The 16,825-nt window shown below is 69.7% G+C and carries 15 protein-coding genes; 8 read left to right on the forward strand and 7 right to left on the reverse strand.

Going from position 1 to position 16,825, the window contains the following annotated elements; genetic code table 11:
* Position 1 precedes the first annotated feature (1 nt).
* From gyrA to dnaA, 7 genes are all read right to left on the reverse strand, one after another.
* Positions 2–2,656: a DNA gyrase subunit A gene (gyrA, locus tag BLV76_RS07420; protein ID WP_245734879.1), complete on the reverse strand. Its 2,655-nt coding sequence runs from the start codon at positions 2,654–2,656 to the stop codon at positions 2–4.
* 148 nt (positions 2,657–2,804) lie between these two features.
* Positions 2,805–4,997: a DNA topoisomerase (ATP-hydrolyzing) subunit B gene (gyrB, locus tag BLV76_RS07425; RefSeq protein ID WP_425433730.1), complete on the reverse strand. Its 2,193-nt coding sequence runs from the start codon at positions 4,995–4,997 to the stop codon at positions 2,805–2,807.
* A gap of 288 nt (positions 4,998–5,285) precedes the next feature.
* Positions 5,286–5,831: a DciA family protein gene (locus BLV76_RS07430; protein WP_090968554.1), complete on the reverse strand. Its 546-nt coding sequence runs from the start codon at positions 5,829–5,831 to the stop codon at positions 5,286–5,288.
* Positions 5,824–6,951 (reverse strand): DNA replication/repair protein RecF, encoded by a 1,128-nt coding sequence (recF, locus tag BLV76_RS07435; RefSeq protein WP_090968555.1) that lies wholly within the window; start codon positions 6,949–6,951, stop codon positions 5,824–5,826. The genes BLV76_RS07430 and recF overlap by 8 nt, the downstream gene beginning before the upstream one ends.
* A gap of 6 nt (positions 6,952–6,957) precedes the next feature.
* The gene (gene gnd, locus BLV76_RS07440) at positions 6,958–7,932 is read right to left on the reverse strand and encodes a phosphogluconate dehydrogenase (NAD(+)-dependent, decarboxylating) (protein ID WP_090968556.1); all 975 of its coding nucleotides are present in this window, start codon (positions 7,930–7,932) and stop codon (positions 6,958–6,960) included.
* Between the two features lie 42 nt (positions 7,933–7,974).
* Positions 7,975–9,111, reverse strand: coding sequence for a DNA polymerase III subunit beta (dnaN, locus tag BLV76_RS07445; RefSeq protein ID WP_090968557.1), 1,137 nt, complete (start codon positions 9,109–9,111; stop codon positions 7,975–7,977).
* Between the two features lie 434 nt (positions 9,112–9,545).
* On the reverse strand, positions 9,546–10,979 hold the full coding sequence (gene dnaA / locus BLV76_RS07450; RefSeq protein WP_090968558.1) for a chromosomal replication initiator protein DnaA: 1,434 nt from the start codon (positions 10,977–10,979) through the stop codon (positions 9,546–9,548).
* 494 nt (positions 10,980–11,473) lie between these two features.
* Between dnaA and rpmH the strand changes: the two genes are divergently transcribed.
* The 8 genes from rpmH to BLV76_RS07490 all read left to right on the forward strand — a co-directional run bounded on the left by rpmH (position 11,474) and on the right by BLV76_RS07490 (position 16,726).
* On the forward strand, positions 11,474–11,611 hold the full coding sequence (gene rpmH, locus BLV76_RS07455) for a 50S ribosomal protein L34 (protein ID WP_056156542.1): 138 nt from the start codon (positions 11,474–11,476) through the stop codon (positions 11,609–11,611).
* A 25-nt stretch (positions 11,612–11,636) separates the two neighbouring features.
* Positions 11,637–11,990: a ribonuclease P protein component gene (gene rnpA, locus BLV76_RS07460; RefSeq protein WP_090968559.1), complete on the forward strand. Its 354-nt coding sequence runs from the start codon at positions 11,637–11,639 to the stop codon at positions 11,988–11,990.
* Complete coding sequence (gene yidD, locus BLV76_RS07465; protein ID WP_090968560.1) at positions 11,987–12,241, forward strand: membrane protein insertion efficiency factor YidD; 255 nt, start codon at positions 11,987–11,989, stop codon at positions 12,239–12,241. The genes rnpA and yidD overlap by 4 nt, the downstream gene beginning before the upstream one ends.
* A gap of 36 nt (positions 12,242–12,277) precedes the next feature.
* On the forward strand, positions 12,278–13,216 hold the full coding sequence (yidC, locus tag BLV76_RS07470; RefSeq protein WP_090972455.1) for a membrane protein insertase YidC: 939 nt from the start codon (positions 12,278–12,280) through the stop codon (positions 13,214–13,216).
* 61 nt (positions 13,217–13,277) lie between these two features.
* Entirely contained in the window at positions 13,278–13,862 is a 585-nt protein-coding gene (locus BLV76_RS22090) for a Jag family protein (RefSeq protein ID WP_245734587.1), read from the forward strand.
* A gap of 29 nt (positions 13,863–13,891) precedes the next feature.
* Complete coding sequence (gene rsmG, locus BLV76_RS07480) at positions 13,892–14,596, forward strand: 16S rRNA (guanine(527)-N(7))-methyltransferase RsmG (RefSeq protein WP_342711489.1); 705 nt, start codon at positions 13,892–13,894, stop codon at positions 14,594–14,596.
* 322 nt (positions 14,597–14,918) lie between these two features.
* Complete coding sequence (locus BLV76_RS07485; RefSeq protein WP_342711490.1) at positions 14,919–15,740, forward strand: ParA family protein; 822 nt, start codon at positions 14,919–14,921, stop codon at positions 15,738–15,740.
* Positions 15,737–16,726, forward strand: coding sequence for a ParB/RepB/Spo0J family partition protein (locus BLV76_RS07490; protein ID WP_090968563.1), 990 nt, complete (start codon positions 15,737–15,739; stop codon positions 16,724–16,726). The genes BLV76_RS07485 and BLV76_RS07490 overlap by 4 nt, the downstream gene beginning before the upstream one ends.
* Positions 16,727–16,825 lie beyond the last annotated feature (99 nt).

Genomic DNA, 16,825 nt, shown 5'->3' on the forward strand with positions numbered 1-16,825 from the left:
CTCACTCCTCAGTGTTGTCGTCGGGGGCGGGCTCGGCGGTCTGAGGATCGATTGTTGCACCGTCGCCCACAACCGGCGATTCGTCACCGGTCGCCACCACGGTCTCGACGGCCTCGCCCTCGGCACCCTCGACGAGCTCCTCCTCGTCCTCGCGCGCCTCGACCGAGCGGGCCACGACCGCGACGGTGTCGCCCTTCTTGGGCGTCACGAACTTCACGCCCTGGCTGTCGCGACCGGTCGCGCGGAAGTTCGCGTCGATGGGGCTGCGCACGACCTGGCCACCGCTGGTGATCGAGAGGACCTCGTCGCCCTCCTCCACGATGAACGCGCCGACCAGGCCCCCGCGGTCCTCGTTGCTGAGCTTGACCGCGCGGATGCCGACGCCACCGCGGTTGGTGATCCGGTAGTCGGTGATCCGCGAGCGCTTGGCGTAGCCGCCGTCGGTGATCGTGAAGACGTACTGCTCCTTCACGTCGGGCAGCGCACCGGGCTCGATGTCCTCGGGAGCCTCGCCGCCCTCGACGAGACGCGCCTCCGCGGCCTCCTCGGCCGCGACCTGGGCGGCGCGGATGACGGACAGCGACAGCACGCTGTCGTCGTCGTGCTTGAACTTCATGCCGCGCACACCGCCGGTCGCGCGACCCATCGGACGCAGCTGGTCGTCACTGGCCTGGAAGCGGATCGCCTGGCCCTTGCGCGAGACCAGCAGGATGTCGTCGTCGGCGTTGACCAGCTCGGCGCCGATCAGCTCGTCGTCCTCCTCGCGGAAGTTGATCGCGATGACGCCGGCCTGGCGCGGGCTGTTGTAGTCACCGAGCTTGGTCTTCTTGACCAGGCCGGTGCGGGTGGCGAGCACGAGGTAGGGAGCCTGCTCGTAGTCGCGGATCGCCAGCACCTGGGCGATCTCCTCGTCGGGCTGGAAGCTCAGCAGGCCGGCGACGTGGCCGCCCTTCGCGTCGCGCGCTGCCTCGGGGAGGTTGTAGGCCTTCGTGCGGTAGACCCGCCCGGCCGTGGTGAAGAACAGCAGCCAGTGGTGGTTGGTCGTGGCGATGAAGTGCTGGACGACGTCGTCGCCGCGCAGCGTCGCACCGCGCACGCCCTTGCCGCCGCGCTTCTGGAGCCGGTACTGGTCGGCGCGGGTGCGCTTGGCGTAGCCGCCCCGCGTGATGGAGACGACCAGCTCCTCGTCGGGGATGAGGTCCTCCATCGAGAGGTCCCCGTCGGCTGCGATGATCTGGGTACGACGCTCGTTGCCGTACTTCTCGACGATCTCGGTGAGCTCGTCGGAGACGATCTGCCGCTGGCGGGCCTCGTTGGCGAGGATGTCCTCGAGGTCGGCGATCACGCGCTCGAGCTCGGCGAGGCGGTCCATGATCTTCTGGCGCTCGAGCGCGGCGAGGCGGCGCAGCTGCATCTCGAGGATGGCGTTGGCCTGGATCTCGTCGATCTCGAGCAGGTCGATCAGGCCCTGGCGGGCCTCCTCGACGTCGGGGCTGCGGCGGATCAGCGCGATGACCTCGTCGAGCGCGTCGAGCGCCTTGGCGAGACCGCGGTAGATGTGCGCCTGGCGCTCGGCCTCGGCGAGGCGGAAGCGCGTACGCCGCTGGATGACCTCGATCTGGTGGGTGACCCAGTTGGAGATGAACTGGTCGATCGACAGCGTGCGCGGCACGCCGTCGACGAGCGCGAGCATGTTGGCCGAGAAGTTCGACTGCAGCTCGGTGTGCTTGAAGAGGTTGTTGAGCACCACGCGGGCGACCGCGTCGCGCCGCAGGATGATGACGAGTCGCTGGCCGGTGCGCGAGCTGGTGTCGTCGCGCACGTCGGAGATGCCCTGGATCCGGCCGGAGTCGGCGAGCTCGGCGATCTTCAGCGCGAGGTTGTCGGGGTTCACCATGTAGGGGAGCTCGCTGATCACGAGCATCACCCGGCCCTTGGCGTCCTCGTCGATCTCGACGACCGCGCGCTGGGTGATCGAGCCGCGGCCGGTGCGGTAGGCCTGCTCGATCCCCTGGCGACCGACGATGAGCGCGCCGTTGGGGAAGTCGGGACCCTTGATCCGCTCGACGAGCGCGTCCTGGAGCTCCTCCTTGGTCGCGTCGGGGTGCTCGAGCGCCCACTTCGCCCCCTCGGCCACCTCGATGAGGTTGTGCGGCGGGATGTTGGTCGCCATGCCGACCGCGATGCCGGCGGAGCCGTTGACCAGCAGGTTGGGGAACCGGCTCGGCAGGATGGTCGGCTCCTGCGAGCGACCGTCGTAGTTGGGCTGGAAGTCGACGGTGTCCTCGTCGATGTCGCGGACCATCTCCATGGCCAGCGGCGCCATCCGGCACTCGGTGTACCGCATGGCGGCGGCCGAGTCGTTGCCCGGCGAGCCGAAGTTGCCCTGGCCGTTGATCAGCGGGTAGCGCAGCACCCACGGCTGCGCGAGGCGGACCATGGTGTCGTAGATCGCCGAGTCGCCGTGCGGGTGGTACTGACCCATCACGTCACCCACGACGCGCGAGCACTTCGAGAAGCCGCGGTCGGGGCGGTAGCCACCGTCGTACATCGCGTAGAGGATGCGGCGGTGCACTGGCTTCAGCCCGTCGCGTACGTCGGGCAACGCCCGCCCGACGATGACGGTCATCGCGTAGTCGATGTAGGACTGCTGCATCAGCGTCTGCAGCTCGATCGGCTGGATGCGGTCGTCGCCGAAGCCGAAGCCGCCTGCCCCGTCGCCGGTGCCCGTGGGGGTCTCAGTCATCTGTCTCTCTCCTGCGTTCTATCGATGTCTAGGTCTGGTCGTAGATGCGACTAGCGGCCTAGATATCGAGGAAACGGACGTCCTTGGCGTTGCGCTGGATGAACGAGCGGCGCTGCTCGACGTCCTCGCCCATGAGGATCGAGAAGATCTCGTCGGCCTGGGCGGCGTCCTCGAGCGTCACCTGCTTCATGAGGCGGGCGTCGGGGTCCATCGTGGTCTCCCACAGCTCGTCGGCGTTCATCTCGCCGAGACCCTTGTAGCGCTGGACCGGGTTCTCCTTGGGCAGCTTCCTGCCGCTGGCGAGGCCGTCCTTCATGAGGGCGTCGCGCTCGGCGTCGGAGTAGACGAACTCGTGCTCGGCCGGCTTGTTCCAGCGCAGGCGGTAGAGCGGGGGCTGCGCCATGTAGACGTAGCCGTGCTCGATCAGCGGCTTCATGAAGCGGAACAGCAGCGTCAGCAGCAGGGTGTTGATGTGGTGGCCGTCGACGTCGGCGTCGGCCATCATCACGACCTTGTGGTAGCGCAGCTTCTCGAGGTTGAACTCCTCGTGGATGCCGGTGCCGAGGGCGGAGATGATCGCCTGGACCTCGGTGTTGGCGAGCACCTTGTCGATGCGCGCCTTCTCGACGTTGAGGATCTTGCCGCGGATCGGGAGGATCGCCTGGATGCGCGGGTCGCGGCCCTGGCGCGCCGAACCGCCGGCGGAGTCGCCCTCGACGATGAAGACCTCGCACTCGGCCGGGTTGGTCGACTGGCAGTCGCTCAGCTTGCCCGGGAGGCCGCCGCCGCCGAGTAGGCCCTTGCGGTTGCGGGCGAGCTCGCGCGCCTTGCGGGCGGCGATGCGCGCGTTGGCCGCGGCCTGCGACTTGCGGACGATGTCCTTGCCCTCGGCCGGGTTCTCCTCGAACCAGGCGCCGAGCTGGTCGTTCATGATCCGCTGGGTGAAGCCCTTGGCCTCGGTGTTGCCGAGCTTGGTCTTGGTCTGGCCCTCGAACTGCGGCTCGCCGAGCTTGATCGAGATGATGGCGGTCAGGCCCTCACGGATGTCGTCTCCGGAGACCCGGTCCTCCTTCTTCTTGATCAGGCCCCACTCCTCGCCCCAGTTGTTGACGAGCGAGGTGAGGGAGGCGCGGAAGCCCTCCTCGTGGGTGCCGCCCTCGTGGGTGTTGATGTTGTTGGCGAAGGTGTGGACCGACTCGGTGTAGGAGGTGTTCCACTGCATCGCGACCTCGAGGCTCATGTGCTGGCCCGAGGCACCCTCGGCCGTCTCGGCCTCGAAGGAGATGACGGTGGCGTTGGCGACGGTCTTGCGGCGGTTGAGGTGCTCGACGTAGTCGACGAGGCCCCGGTCGTACTTGAAGACCTGCTCGAGCCCGCCGGTCTCGGCGCGCTTGGGGGCGTCGTGGCCGGCGTTGTCGACCTCGTTGTCGATCGTGTCGTCCTCGACCGCGTCGACCCGCGACTCGGCGTCGGCCCGCTCGTCGCGCACGACGAACTCGACGCCCTTGTTGAGGAACGCCATCTCGCGCAGGCGGGAGGTGATCGTCTCGAGGTGGTAGGTGGTGCTCTCGAAGATGTCCTCCGAGGCGTACCAGGTGACGGTGGTGCCGGTCCCCTCGTCGGCCTCGAGCGGGCGGACCTGCTCGAGGTCGGCGTCGGGGGTGCCGAGCTGGAAGCTCTGGCGCCACAGGTGGCCACGGTTCTTCACCTCGGCGACCAGGCGTGTGGAGAGCGCGTTGACGACCGAGACGCCCACGCCGTGGAGACCACCGGAGACCTTGTAGCCGCCGCCGCCGAACTTGCCGCCGGCGTGGAGCATCGTGAGCGCCATCGTGAGCGCGGGCATGTCCTGGCCCGGGGCGGTGTCGGTCGGGATGCCGCGGCCGTTGTCCTCGACGCGCACGCCGCCGTCGGCCTGGAGCGTGAGGACGATCCGGGTCGCGTAGCCGGCCAGCGCCTCGTCGACGCCGTTGTCCACGATCTCCCAGATCAGGTGGTGGAGGCCGCGCTCACCGGTCGAGCCGATGTACATGCCGGGACGCTTGCGGACCGCCTCGAGGCCCTCGAGCACCTGGATCGCCGAGGCGTCGTACTCGGTGCCCTCGTCGACCGCGGTCGACGACCGCTTCTCGGCGACCGCCTCCTCGACCGCTTCCTCGACCGACGCGGCGATGGCCTCGGCGGGAGTGGGGTCCGGTGCCGGCGAATCGGGGGTCCGAGCTGCGGGGGTCTCGACGTTCTCTTCGCTCACGGCACTGCCTTCTTCTCATCGCCCCGGATGTCTCTCCGGCTGCGCTGGACATGAGTCGAGTCGCTGCGGTTGCGCCAGCAACACGACGTGCGACTCGTCCCCTCATACTAGCCGTCAGCGGCCCTCAACCGAAGGACCCACCCCGGGATGGGGATGGTTCGGCACGAAAATATGCCCTCAGAAGCCCCGTGAGACGCCGTGAGCCGCTCGATCAGGGGGGTCGATGGGCCCCCACAGGTCCGCGCGGCTGCCAGATCGGCAGAGCGCGGCTCTCGCGTCGGCGCCGTCTCAGCCGTAGGTGTCGCGCGGGCCGCGGCCGTCGCGGCTGGACAACCGGCCCTTGGTCCAGGTCGGCAGGTGGGGGCCGTGCACGTCGATGAGGGTGACGGTGCCGTGGCCGAGCTCCTCGTTGAGGCGGCGCACGATCGTCGGTGCGAGCAGCTTGAGCTGGGTCGCCCAGGCGGTGGAGTCCGTGCGCACGGCGAGCCGGCCGTCGTCGAACGACTCGGGCGTGCAGTGGTCGGCGACCTCCGACCCCACGAGCTCGCCCCACCGGCCGAACACGCCCTGCACCTTCAGGTCGACCTCCCACCCGTGGCTCGCGATCAGCCGCCCCATCGCCTGCTCGAGCAGCTGCGGGTCGCGGTCGTCGGGGCTGGCCCCGGACGACTTCGTGAACGTGCGGCGGCGGCTCGGCGACCTCCTCCGCGCGCGCGGTGCGCCCGGGCTCGCGGCGGCGGCGCGCGCGGCGGCGCGAGCCAGGTCGAGCCCGTCGGGCTGGTGCTCCGGTTGCTCCTCGGGCGTGGGCGCGGCCTCCGGCTCCTCCTCACCCATCGCGGGTGACCTGGCCGTCCGCGACGAGGAACCGCACCCCCTGCAGCGACGCCGGCACGTCGGCCGCGACCGCGGCCGTGACGAGCACCTGCTCCGCCCCCGCGACCAGCTCGGCGAGCTGGGCCCGGCGCTCGGCGTCGAGCTCGGCGAAGACGTCGTCGAGCACGAGGATCGGGTCGTCGCCGTCGGCGCGGAGCAGGTCGTACGACGCCAGCCGGAGCGCGAGCGCGAACGACCACGACTCCCCGTGCGAGGCGTAGCCCTTGACCGGCAACCGTAGCTCCGGGCTGCCGAGGGTCAGCAGCAGCTCGTCGCGGTGGGGGCCGACGAGCGAGATGCCGCGGTCGAGCTCGTCCTTGCGCTTCGAGGCGATCGCGTCGAGCAGCGCCTTCTCCAGGTCGTCGCCGACCTCCACGCTCGCCCTGTAGTCGAGGTCGGCGTCGTCACGCGTCGCGCCTCGGGCGACGGCCTCGTAGGCCTTGCCGAGGTAGGGGCGGAGGTCGTCGACCAGGCGCAGCCGGGCGCCGAGGAGCTCGGCCCCGACGCGGGCGAGGTTGTCGTCCCAGATCTCGAGCGTCGACATCGCGGCGTCGCGCGAGGAGCCGCGCGCGACGCCCGCGGTCTTGAGCAGGCTGTTGCGCTGCCTGAGGATCCGGTCGTAGTCGGAGCGGACGCCGGCGAGCCGGGGAGCGCGCAGCATCAGCAGGTCGTCGAGGAACTTGCGCCGGTCCGACGGGTCGCCCTTGACGAGCGTCAGGTCGTCGGGAGCGAAGACGACCGTGCGCACCAGGCCGATGATCTCGCGGGGGCGGGGGAGCGGCGAGCGGTTGATCCGGGCGCGGTTGGCCCGGCCGGGGTTGAGCTCGACCTCGAGCAGGGCCGGGCGCCCCTCCTTGACCACCGAGGCGCGGACGATCGCCTGGTCCGCACCGGCACGCACCAGTGGCGCGTCGGTCGCGACGCGGTGCGAGGAGAGCCGGGAGAGGTAGTCGATCGCCTCGACGAGGTTGGTCTTGCCCTGGCCGTTGCGGCCGATGAAGGCCGTCGCCCCCGGCTCCAGGGCGACGTCGATGTCGCTGTAGGAGCGGAAGTCGTGGAGGGTCAGGTGCGCGACGTGCAAGTCGTCCTAGCTCTCGCCATGGGCCTTGTCGTCGCCGGCTCCGGCCTGCCTGGCCGCCTCGGACTGCTCGGCGCCGGTGCTGCCCTCCGCGTCGCCGCCCTTGGGCGCGGCCGAGCGCACGGCGTGACCGCCGAACTGGTTGCGCATCGCCGCGATCGCCTTCATCGTCGGGGAGTCGTCCTGGCGCGAGACGAACCGGGCGTAGAGCGCCGCGGTGATGGCCGGGGTGGCGACCGCGTTGTCGATGCCGGCCTCGACGGTCCACCGGCCCTCGCCGGAGTCCTCGGCGTAGCCGGCGATCTTCTCGAGCCCGGGGTCCTCGTCGAGGGCGTTGACCATGAGGTCGAGCAGCCACGAGCGGATGACCGTGCCCTCGCGCCAGGAGCGGAAGACCTCGGTCACGTTGTCGGTGAGGTCGACCTTGTCGAGCAGCTCCCAGCCCTCGGCGTACGCCTGCATGATGGCGTACTCGATCCCGTTGTGGACCATCTTGGAGAAGTGGCCCGCGCCGACCTTGCCGGCGTGGACGGAGCCGAACTCGCCCTCGGGCTTGAGCGCGTCGAAGGCGGGCTGGACCTTGGCGATGTCGGCCGAGTCGCCGCCGTACATCAGCGCGTAGCCGTTCTCCAGGCCCCAGACGCCGCCGGAGACACCGCAGTCGACGTAGCCGATGCCCAGTGGGGCGAGCAGCTCGGCGTTGGCGATGTCGTCGGTCCAGCGCGAGTTGCCGCCGTCGACGATCACGTCGCCCTCGCCGAGGAGCGTCGAGAGCTCCTTGACCGTGGCGCGGGTGGGGTCGCCGGCGGGCACCATCACCCACACGACCTTCGGGCTGGGCAACGCCTCGACGAGCGCGGCCAGGGAGTCGACGTCGCTGACGTCGGGGTTGCGGTCGTAGCCGACCACCGTGAGTCCGGCACGGCGCATGCGCTCGCGCATGTTGCCGCCCATCTTGCCCAGGCCGATGAGTCCGATGTCCATACGCGTGAGCCTAGCCGTGCATGACAGCCGGAGGGGAGGGCCTCAGGACAGCAGGCGGCGCGGCATCAGCAGGTAGCGGAAGGAGCTGGCGTCGTCGTCGGCGTCGGTGCCCGAGATGACGACCGGCTTGGTGGCCTGCGTGAACGCCAGGTCGACGAACTCGCCGTCGATGGCGGAGAGGCCGTCGAGCAGGAACTGCGGGTTGAAGCCCGTCGTCAGGTCGTCGCCGTCGATGTCGGCGTCGACCGCCTCGGTCGCCATCGCCTCGTCGCCGGAACCGGCGTCGAGGACGATCTGGTTCTCGCCGAACTTCATCTGCACGGCGGTGTTGCGCTCGGCGACCAGCGCGACACGCTTGACCGTCTCGATGAGCTCGGCCTTGTTGACCTTGGCGACGGTCAGGTGCTCGGCCGGGAAGAGCGAGCGGACCTTGGGGAACTCGCCGTCGAGCAGGCGGGTCGTCGTCCGGCGCACGCCGCCGAGACCGGTGCCCTCGAAGCCGATGAGGCCCTCGCCGGCCCCGCTGGCGGCGAGCGCGATCGTGACCTCGGCGCCCGAGGTGAGCGACTTCGCCGTGTCGCCGAGGACCTTGGCCGGGACGAGCGCGGCGATCGACTCGTCGGGGGACTGCGGGTTCCAGGTGAGCTCGCGGTGCGAGAGCCGGAAGCGGTCGGTGGCCAGCAGCGCCATGGTCGAGCCGTCGATCTCGATGCGGACGCCGGTGAGCACGGGCAGCATGTCGTCGCGACCCGCGGCGGTGACCGCTTGGGACACGGCGTGCGCGAAGTCGGCGCTGGAGACGGTGCCGGTGGCCGAGGGCATCTCGGGCAGCGTCGGGTAGTCGTCGACCGGCATGGTCTGGAGGCTGAAGCGCGCCGAGCCGCAGGTGAGCGAGACGCGCGGACCCTCGAGCGTGAGCTCGACCGGCTTGGCCGGGAGGCTGCGGCAGATGTCGGCCAGCAGGCGCCCGCTGACGAGCGCCCTGCCCTCGTCGTTGACCTCGGCGGTGAGCGTCGCCCGGGCGGAGGTCTCGTAGTCGAAGGTGGAGAGCACCAGCCCGGCGTCGCTCGCCTCGATGAGCAGGCCGGCCAGGACCGGGGAGCTCGGGCGGACCGGGAGGCTGCGGGCAGCCCAGGCAACGGCATCGGCGAAGACGTCGCGTTCGACGCGGAACTTCACAAGGGTCTCCTCAGGGAGCGGACGAGCAAGGGGCGGGGAAGGGGTGATGACAGGTTTGGAGGCCGCGCGCACGCGCGTGGGAAGTGCATCCTGCCACGCGGCGCAGGGCCTTCGGCAGGGTTGTCCCCAGAGGGAGGGCCGTTCGTCGTTGGTGGGAGATCGGGACAGTCTTGAGGTTCATAGTCGTCGTAGGGTCCGTGGAAACTGTGGACAACTCGCGTTCGTGCAGGTCAGCGCACTGATTCCCTGTGTACGACGGGTGTGGAGCACCAGGGGTCGAACTGCCGGGTGGTGTGGAGGCCGACCGGTGCCGTGCGATGGGTCCCGAGGCATCCACAGGGGCTGGGGATGACGGGCCGGACCGAGTCACACGTTCTCCACACGTTCCGGCGGGCTCCTGGTCGTGTGGTCGTGGTGCATCTGCCGGTGTGGCGTCAGGCCTGACGGGCCTGCATCTTGACCCTGTTCGTGAGCTCGCTGACCTGGTTGAAGACCGCGCGGCGCTCGGCGAGGAGCTGACGGATCTTGCGGTCGGCGTACATCACCGTCGTGTGGTCGCGGCCGCCGAACTCGCGCCCGATCTGCGGCAGCGACATGGAGGTGAGCTCGCGGCAGAGGTACATCCCGATCTGGCGCGCCATCACGAGGTGGCGACCGCGGGAGGGTCCGGTGAGGTCCTCCAGGGAGACGCCGAAGTAGGCGGCCGTCTGGGCGATGATCAGCGCGTGGGTGATCTCGGGCTCGCCACCCTCGGGGATCAGGTCCTTGAGCACGATCTCGGCCAGGGTCATGTCGACCTCCTGGCGGTTGAGGTTGGCGAAGGCCGTGACGCGGATGAGCGCGCCCTCGAGCTCGCGGATGTTGGTCTGGATCTTGGAGGCGATGAACTCCAGCACGTCCGGCGGCGCGGTGAGACGGTCCATCGCGGCCTTCTTGCGGAGGATGGCGATCCGGGTCTCGAGGTCCGGCGGCTGGACGTCGGTGATCAGGCCCCACTCGAAGCGGTTGCGCAGCCGGTCCTCCAGCGCCTCCAGCCGCTTGGGTGCGCGGTCGGACGTCAGCACGATCTGCTTGTTGGCGTTGTGGAGGGTGTTGAACGTGTGGAAGAACTCTTCCTGCGTCTGGGTCTTGCCCTCGAGGAACTGGATGTCGTCGATCAGCAGCACGTCGACGTCGCGGTAGCGCCGCTTGAACCGGTCCTGCCGGTCGTCGCGGATCGCGTTGATGAACTCGTTGGTGAACTCCTCGGAGGAGACGTAGCGCACCTTCGCGTTGCTGTAGAGGCTGCGGACGTAGTGGCCGATCGCGTGCAGCAGGTGGGTCTTGCCGAGTCCGGACTCGCCGTAGACCAGGAGCGGGTTGTACGCCTTGCCCGGGGCCTCGGCGACGGCGACCGCCGCTGCGTGGGGGAAGCGGTTGGACGAGCCGATGACGAAGGTCTCGAAGGTGTACTTCGGGTTGAGCCGCGTCTCGAGGGCCGAGGGTCGCCGCTCGTGGGACAGCGGCGGCTCGACGTGGTCGACCGGTGGGGCCGGCTCGTAGTCGGCCTCGTTTGTCGACAAAGCGATAGATCCATCTGTCGATTCATCGATCAGTGGCTGCTGCTGACCCGCCTCCTCGAGGGCCGGGTTCACGGTGACGAGCATCCGGATCTCGCGTCCGAAGCCCTCGGTGAGGGCGGCCTCGATGTGGTTGCGCAGGCGACCCTCGAGCTGGTTGCGGGTGAAGTCGTTGGGCACGGCGATGATCGCGGTGTTCTCGTGCAGCGTCATCGGCACGCTCGGCCGGAGCCAGGCGCGCTGGTTGGGCTGGAGGTCCTCGACGATCTGCTGCCACGCGGTCCCGAGATCTACCTGCTGGTCGTCCACCCGGAACCGCCTTCGTCTTTCGCGTGTGTGTGGCTTTCCCGGTGACCGGCCGAAGCTGAGTCCACAGGGTTGTCCACAAGCTGTGAGTTGCCGGGCCCGATCATCCGGATCACGCCCCCCGCCACGTCGCGAAGCCGGATCCTCGCCATGTTCGCGCAGGTCAGAGCCGGTTTTCTCGATCGTGTGGCCCGGGTCACACTGCGAGGTGGACCGTGGCCGGACCGTGATTTCCACAGGCCCCGAACTGCTGGAACGTAACAACCGCGCGGGCCGTAGAGCAAGATGTCATCCACAGGCCGGCCCGATGGGGGTGGTCGTGGGTTTGACCCCCTCTTCGGAGTCCGCGTACCGTTGGCCGGTCGCTCCGTGTCGACGGGTGCCGCATGTCCACGATCCGCCACAGGGCGGCCGCGTGGGCGGGCGGTGCCGGCCGAATGCCAAGCACCGATCCTCGCGTGGAGTGGACATCCCTCGAAACCTTCGGAGAAATAGCCGTGAGCAAGCGTACCTACCAGCCGAACAACCGTCGCCGTCACAAGGTGCACGGCTTCCGTCTTCGCATGCGGACCCGCGCCGGTCGCTCGATCCTGTCCAGCCGTCGCCGCAAGGGCCGCAAGAGCCTGGCCGTCTGACGGCCCAGGGCTCACGGCACCTGCCGTGCTCTCCGCTGTCCACCGCCTGCGCGACAGTGACGGTTTCCGCCGCGCTGTCCGAAGCGGACGACGCGCCGGCTGCGCGACCCTGGTCGTCCACCTCTGGGTGGACCCGACCGGCGTGGCCGGACCCGTGGAAGTGGGGTTCACGGTCAGCAAGGCCGTGGGCGACGCCGCCACCCGCAACCGTGTGAAGAGACGACTTCGGCACCTGACCCGGGAGCACCTTCCCCAGCTGGAAGGGCTCCCGGGTCGTGCTGCACTGGTGGTGCGTGCGCTGCCGCCGGCGGCAGGAGCGTCGTACGCCACGCTGGGTGCCGACCTGGCCCGTACGCTCGAGCGCGTGAGCCCGGCATGAAGCACCTCCTCATCGCCTTCATCCGCGCGTGGCGCTTCGCCATCAGCCCGCTCTACGGCCAGGTCTGCCGCTACCACCCGAGCTGTTCGGCGTACGCCCTCGAGGCCGTGACCGAGCACGGTGCGGTGCGAGGCACCTGGTTGTCCGTACGCCGTCTGGGTCGCTGCCACCCGTGGGCAGCCGGCGGCTACGACCCCGTTCCCTCCCGCGCCACGTCGGCCGCGGAGTCCACTGCAACTCGAGGAGCATGAGTGCTCGACTTCTTCGGCACCATCGGCGGCGCCATCATGACGCCGCTCTACTACGCGGTGTCCTTCATCCTGGTCGGCTTCCACCGGGGCCTCACCGCCCTGGGCTTCGACGCCGCGGGTGGCTGGACCTGGATCCTGTCGATCATCGGCCTCACCCTCGTCGTGCGCACGGCACTGATCCCGCTCTTCGTGAAGCAGATCAAGTCGAGCCGCAACATGCAGCTGATCCAGCCCAAGGTGCGGGAGCTGCAGAAGAAGTACGGCCACGACCGGGAGAAGCTCGCCCAGGAGACGATGAAGCTCTACAAGGACTCGGGGACCAACCCGTTCGCCTCGTGCCTCCCGATCCTGCTGCAGATGCCGATCTTCCTGGCGCTCTTCCGGATGCTCGACCAGGCCGCCCGCCGCGGCAAGGCCCACGGGTTCATGGACTCCACGCTCGCGGGACAGTTCCGGGACGCGACCTTCCTCGGTGACATCAAGGTGTCCGGGACGCTCACCGGCGGTGAGACCGGCGTGATGATCGTGGCCGGCATCCTGGTCGTGGCGATGACGGCCACGACCTTCATGACCCAGCGCCAGCTGATGAGCAAGAACATGCCGGCCGACGCGCTCTCCGGGCCCTACGCCCAGCAGCAGAAGATGCTGCTCTACGTCCTTCCCGTGGTCTTCGCCGTCGGTGGTATCGCCTTCCCGATCGGCGTCCTCGTCTACTGGACGATCTCCAACCTCTGGACCATGTGCCAGCAGTTCTACGTGATCCGCAACAACCCCGCCCCCGGCACACCTGCCGCTGAGGCGAAGGAGCAGCGTGACCGCGCCAAGGCCGAGAAGAAGGGCCTGAAGACCCCGGCCCAGCTCGAGGAGGAGCGGATCGCGGCCGAGGCCGACGCGAAGCGCGAGGAGAAGGCGAGCACCCGCGTGCAGCCCCAGCGGCAGACCAAGGCGCAGCGGACGAACAAGAAGAAGAAGTAGCAGCGCCCCACGATTCTCTGCGCGCCCGGCGCGCATCCGTTTGACGAAGCAGGAGACACACGTGAGTGAGCAGGTGAGCGACGCCGAGGGCGTCGAGACCGCGGAGACCGCGGAGACCGCGGAGACCGTCGAGACCACCGAGGCCGTCGAGGGCACTGACGGCTCGGAGGGCAAGGCCCGGCCGTCGAAGGTCGAGCGCCTCGAGCACGAGGGCGACATCGCCGCCGACTACCTCGAGGAGCTGCTCGACATCGCCGACCTGGACGGCGACCTCGACATGGACGTCGAGGGTGACCGGGCCAGCGTCCAGATCGGTGGCGCTGACCTCAGCCTGCTGGTCGGTCGCAACGGCGAGGTCCTCGAGGCGCTCCAGGAGCTGACCCGTCTGGCCGTCTACCGCGAGACGGGCGAGCGGTCGCGGCTGATGCTCGACGTCGGGGGCCACCGGGCCGAGCAGCGCACGCGACTGGTCGCCCTCGCGGAGGAGTCGATCGCCGAGGTGAAGGAGTCGGGTGACCGCCTGTCCCTCCAGCCCATGAGCGCCTTCGAGCGCAAGGTCGTCCACGACGCCGTGGCCGCTGCCGGCCTGACCTCGGAGTCCGAGGGCGCCGAGCCGAAGCGCCACGTGGTGATCCTCCCGGCGTGAGCGACGACGTTTCACGTGAAACACCCTCCGTGCCCGACGTGGCCCGGAGGGTGTTCGCGTCCGACCGGATGCCCCTCGCGGTCCGCTACACGGAGCTCCTCGCCACCGAGGGCGTCGTCCGGGGACTCATCGGTCCCCGGGAGGCCCCACGCCTGTGGGACCGTCATGTCCTCAACTCGGCCGTGCTGGCGGAGGCGATCCCACCGGCTGCGTCGGTGTGCGACATCGGGACCGGAGCCGGGCTACCCGGCCTGGTCCTGGCCATCGCGCGGCCGGACCTGTCCGTGACCCTCGTGGAGCCGCTCCTGCGCCGGACGACGTTCCTCGAGGAGGTCGTCGCCCACCTCGACCTGACGTGCGTCGAGGTGGTGCGGGGTCGCGCCGAGGAGCTCCACGGCCAGCGCACGTTCGACGTGGTCACGTCCCGGGCGGTCGCTCCCCTCGAGCGGCTCCTCGGGTGGTCGATGCCCCTCGTCAGCCCCTCCGGTGCACTGGTGGCGATGAAGGGTCAGTCCATCCACGACGAGATCGAGTCGTCGCGTGGCTTCCTGCGGGAGTGGCGCTGCGGCGAGCCGGAGGTGTTCAGTGTCGGGGGCGACGTGCTGGACCACCCCGCCACCGTGGTGCGGGTGCCGTGGGCGGATCCCGCCCGGATAGGTTGGCCCCTTGCCCCTGAATCGAAGCGGCGTGGCCAGCGTCGTGGCCAGCGCGCAGCCAAGCGAGAGGTGTCCTGACGTGTCCGAGGGTCCCAGCGAGGGCGTCGACTGGCGGTCGTACGGCGACGCCACCGAGACGTTTTCCACCGGCGACAGTGCGTCATCTGAGCCTGACTATCCACAGCGTCCACCGGTTTTTCCACAGGTGGGCGGTGCAGTAGGCGTTTCACGTGAAACAGCTTCCGGTGATGTTTCACGTGAGACGCGAGCATCCTGGCAGCCACGTACGGCAGCTGACATCGCCGTCCAGGACAACGACTTCGACGACCACGGCACGCCCCTGGCGCAGGCTGCCCAGCACTCGGTCCTGGCGCGCACCGGTGGCCTGAGGCGACAGGGAGTGGCGCGACCGGATGCCACCCGTGTCCTCGTGGTCGCGAACCAGAAGGGCGGCGTCGGCAAGACGACCTCCACGGTCAACGTCGCCGCGGGGCTGGCGCAGCTCGGCCAGAAGGTCCTGGTCATCGACCTCGACCCGCAGGGGAACGCCTCGACGGCCCTCGGCATCGACCACCACCGCGGCGTCCCGTCGACCTACGACATGGTGGTCGAGGGTCGGCCGCTGGCCGACGTGATGTCGGAGTGTGCCGACCTGCCCGGCCTCTGGGTCGTGCCCGCCACCATCGACCTCGCCGGTGCCGAGATCGAGCTCGTCAGCGTCGTGGCTCGTGAGCAGCGACTCGCGCGCGCGATCGACGCCCACCCGCTCGTCGGCTCCGCAGCCGAGGTGGGCGAGGACCGGTTCGACTACGTCTTCGTCGACTGTCCCCCGTCGCTCGGCCTGCTCACCCTCAACGCGCTCGTCGCCGGGCGCGAGATGTTCATCCCGATCCAGGCGGAGTACTACGCCCTCGAGGGACTCGGCATGCTCCTGGAGACCGTCGAGATGGTCCGTCAGCACCTCAACCCCGGGCTCACCATCTCCACCATCCTCCTGACGATGTACGACGCCCGCACCCGCCTCGCCTCGGGCGTGGCCGACGAGGTCCGCAGCCACTTCGGCGACCAGGTCCTCCGCACTGCGGTGCCGAGGTCGGTCCGGGTCTCCGAGGCGCCTTCCTACGGCCAGACCGTGATGACCTACGATCCTGCGTCGGCGGGCGCGCTCTCCTACCTGGAGGCCGCCCGGGAGATCGCGACCAAGGGAGCCCCCCCAGCATGAACGCCAACCCCCCTCGTCGAGGTCTCGGTCGTGGCCTCGGCTCCCTGATCCCGACCGCGCCGTCGCAGCCTGCCCCGGTCGACGAGCCGGAGGGGCAGGCCGGCTCGGCGTCCACCGTCGACACTGCTGCGACCCGCGATGCTGCCGCGCCGAGCGCGGCGGCGGGTGGGGCGGTCGCCGGCGCGTACTTCGCCGAGCTGCCGATCACGCAGGTCCGCCCGAACCACCGCCAGCCCCGGCAGGTCTTCGAGGAGGAGGCGCTCGCCGAGCTCGTCCACTCGATCAAGGAGGTCGGACTCCTCCAGCCCGTCGTCGTACGGCGCACGGGCGAGGACGCCTACGAGCTGATCATGGGCGAGCGGCGCTGGCGCGCGTCGCAGGAGGCCGGCCGTGACACCATCCCGGCGATCGTCCGCGAGACCGACGACGACGACATGCTCCGCGACGCCCTCCTGGAGAACCTCCACCGCTCGCAGCTCAACCCGCTCGAGGAGGCCGCCGCCTACGGCCAGCTGCTCGAGGACTTCGGCTGCACCCACGAGGAGCTCGCCCAGCGCATCGGTCGCTCCCGTCCGCAGATCTCCAACACGCTGCGGCTTCTCAAGCTGTCGCCGGCGGTCCAGCGACGGGTCGCTGCCGGCGTCCTGTCCGCGGGCCACGCCCGGGCCCTGCTCAGCGTCGAGGACGCCGGACTCCAGGACAAGCTCGCGTCCCGGGTGACGGCCGAGGGCATCTCGGTCCGCGGTCTCGAGGAGATCGTCTCGATGGGCGTCGAGGACGACACCCCGCGGATCGTCCGTCGCAAGCCCGTCGCCCCCGGGCTCTCCGAGCTCGCCGACCGTCTCTCCGACCGGTTCGAGACGCGGGTCAAGGTCGACCTCGGCAAGGCCAAGGGCAAGATCACCGTCGAGTTCGCCAGCCTCGACGACCTCCGTCGGATCGTCGACGTGATGGACCCGCGCAACCGCGACGACCGACCGATCTGAGACGAGCGGCGGCGCACGAGGCTCGAGGAAGCCGTGTAGTCGATCAATAAGTCGACAAAGAGATATGGCGACTGATCGACAGGTCGACCTGTCGTCTTG

The sequence above is a fragment of the Nocardioides exalbidus genome (assembly GCF_900105585.1).
In the GTDB taxonomy this organism is placed as follows: domain Bacteria; phylum Actinomycetota; class Actinomycetes; order Propionibacteriales; family Nocardioidaceae; genus Nocardioides; species Nocardioides exalbidus.

Bases quoted from the DNA above. Each gene is read 5' to 3' on its own strand.
- yidC (WP_090972455.1), top strand. From the start codon at position 12,278: ATGACGCCGCTCTACTACGCGGTGTCCTTCATCCTGGTCGGCTTCCAC.
- BLV76_RS07490 (WP_090968563.1), top strand. From the start codon at position 15,737: ATGAACGCCAACCCCCCTCGTCGAGGTCTCGGTCGTGGCCTCGGCTCC.
- gyrA (WP_245734879.1), bottom strand. From the start codon at position 2,656: ATGCAGCAGTCCTACATCGACTACGCGATGACCGTCATCGTCGGGCGG.
- gnd (WP_090968556.1), bottom strand. From the start codon at position 7,932: ATGGACATCGGACTCATCGGCCTGGGCAAGATGGGCGGCAACATGCGC.
- yidD (WP_090968560.1), top strand. From the start codon at position 11,987: ATGAAGCACCTCCTCATCGCCTTCATCCGCGCGTGGCGCTTCGCCATC.
- BLV76_RS07430 (WP_090968554.1), bottom strand. From the start codon at position 5,831: ATGGGTGAGGAGGAGCCGGAGGCCGCGCCCACGCCCGAGGAGCAACCG.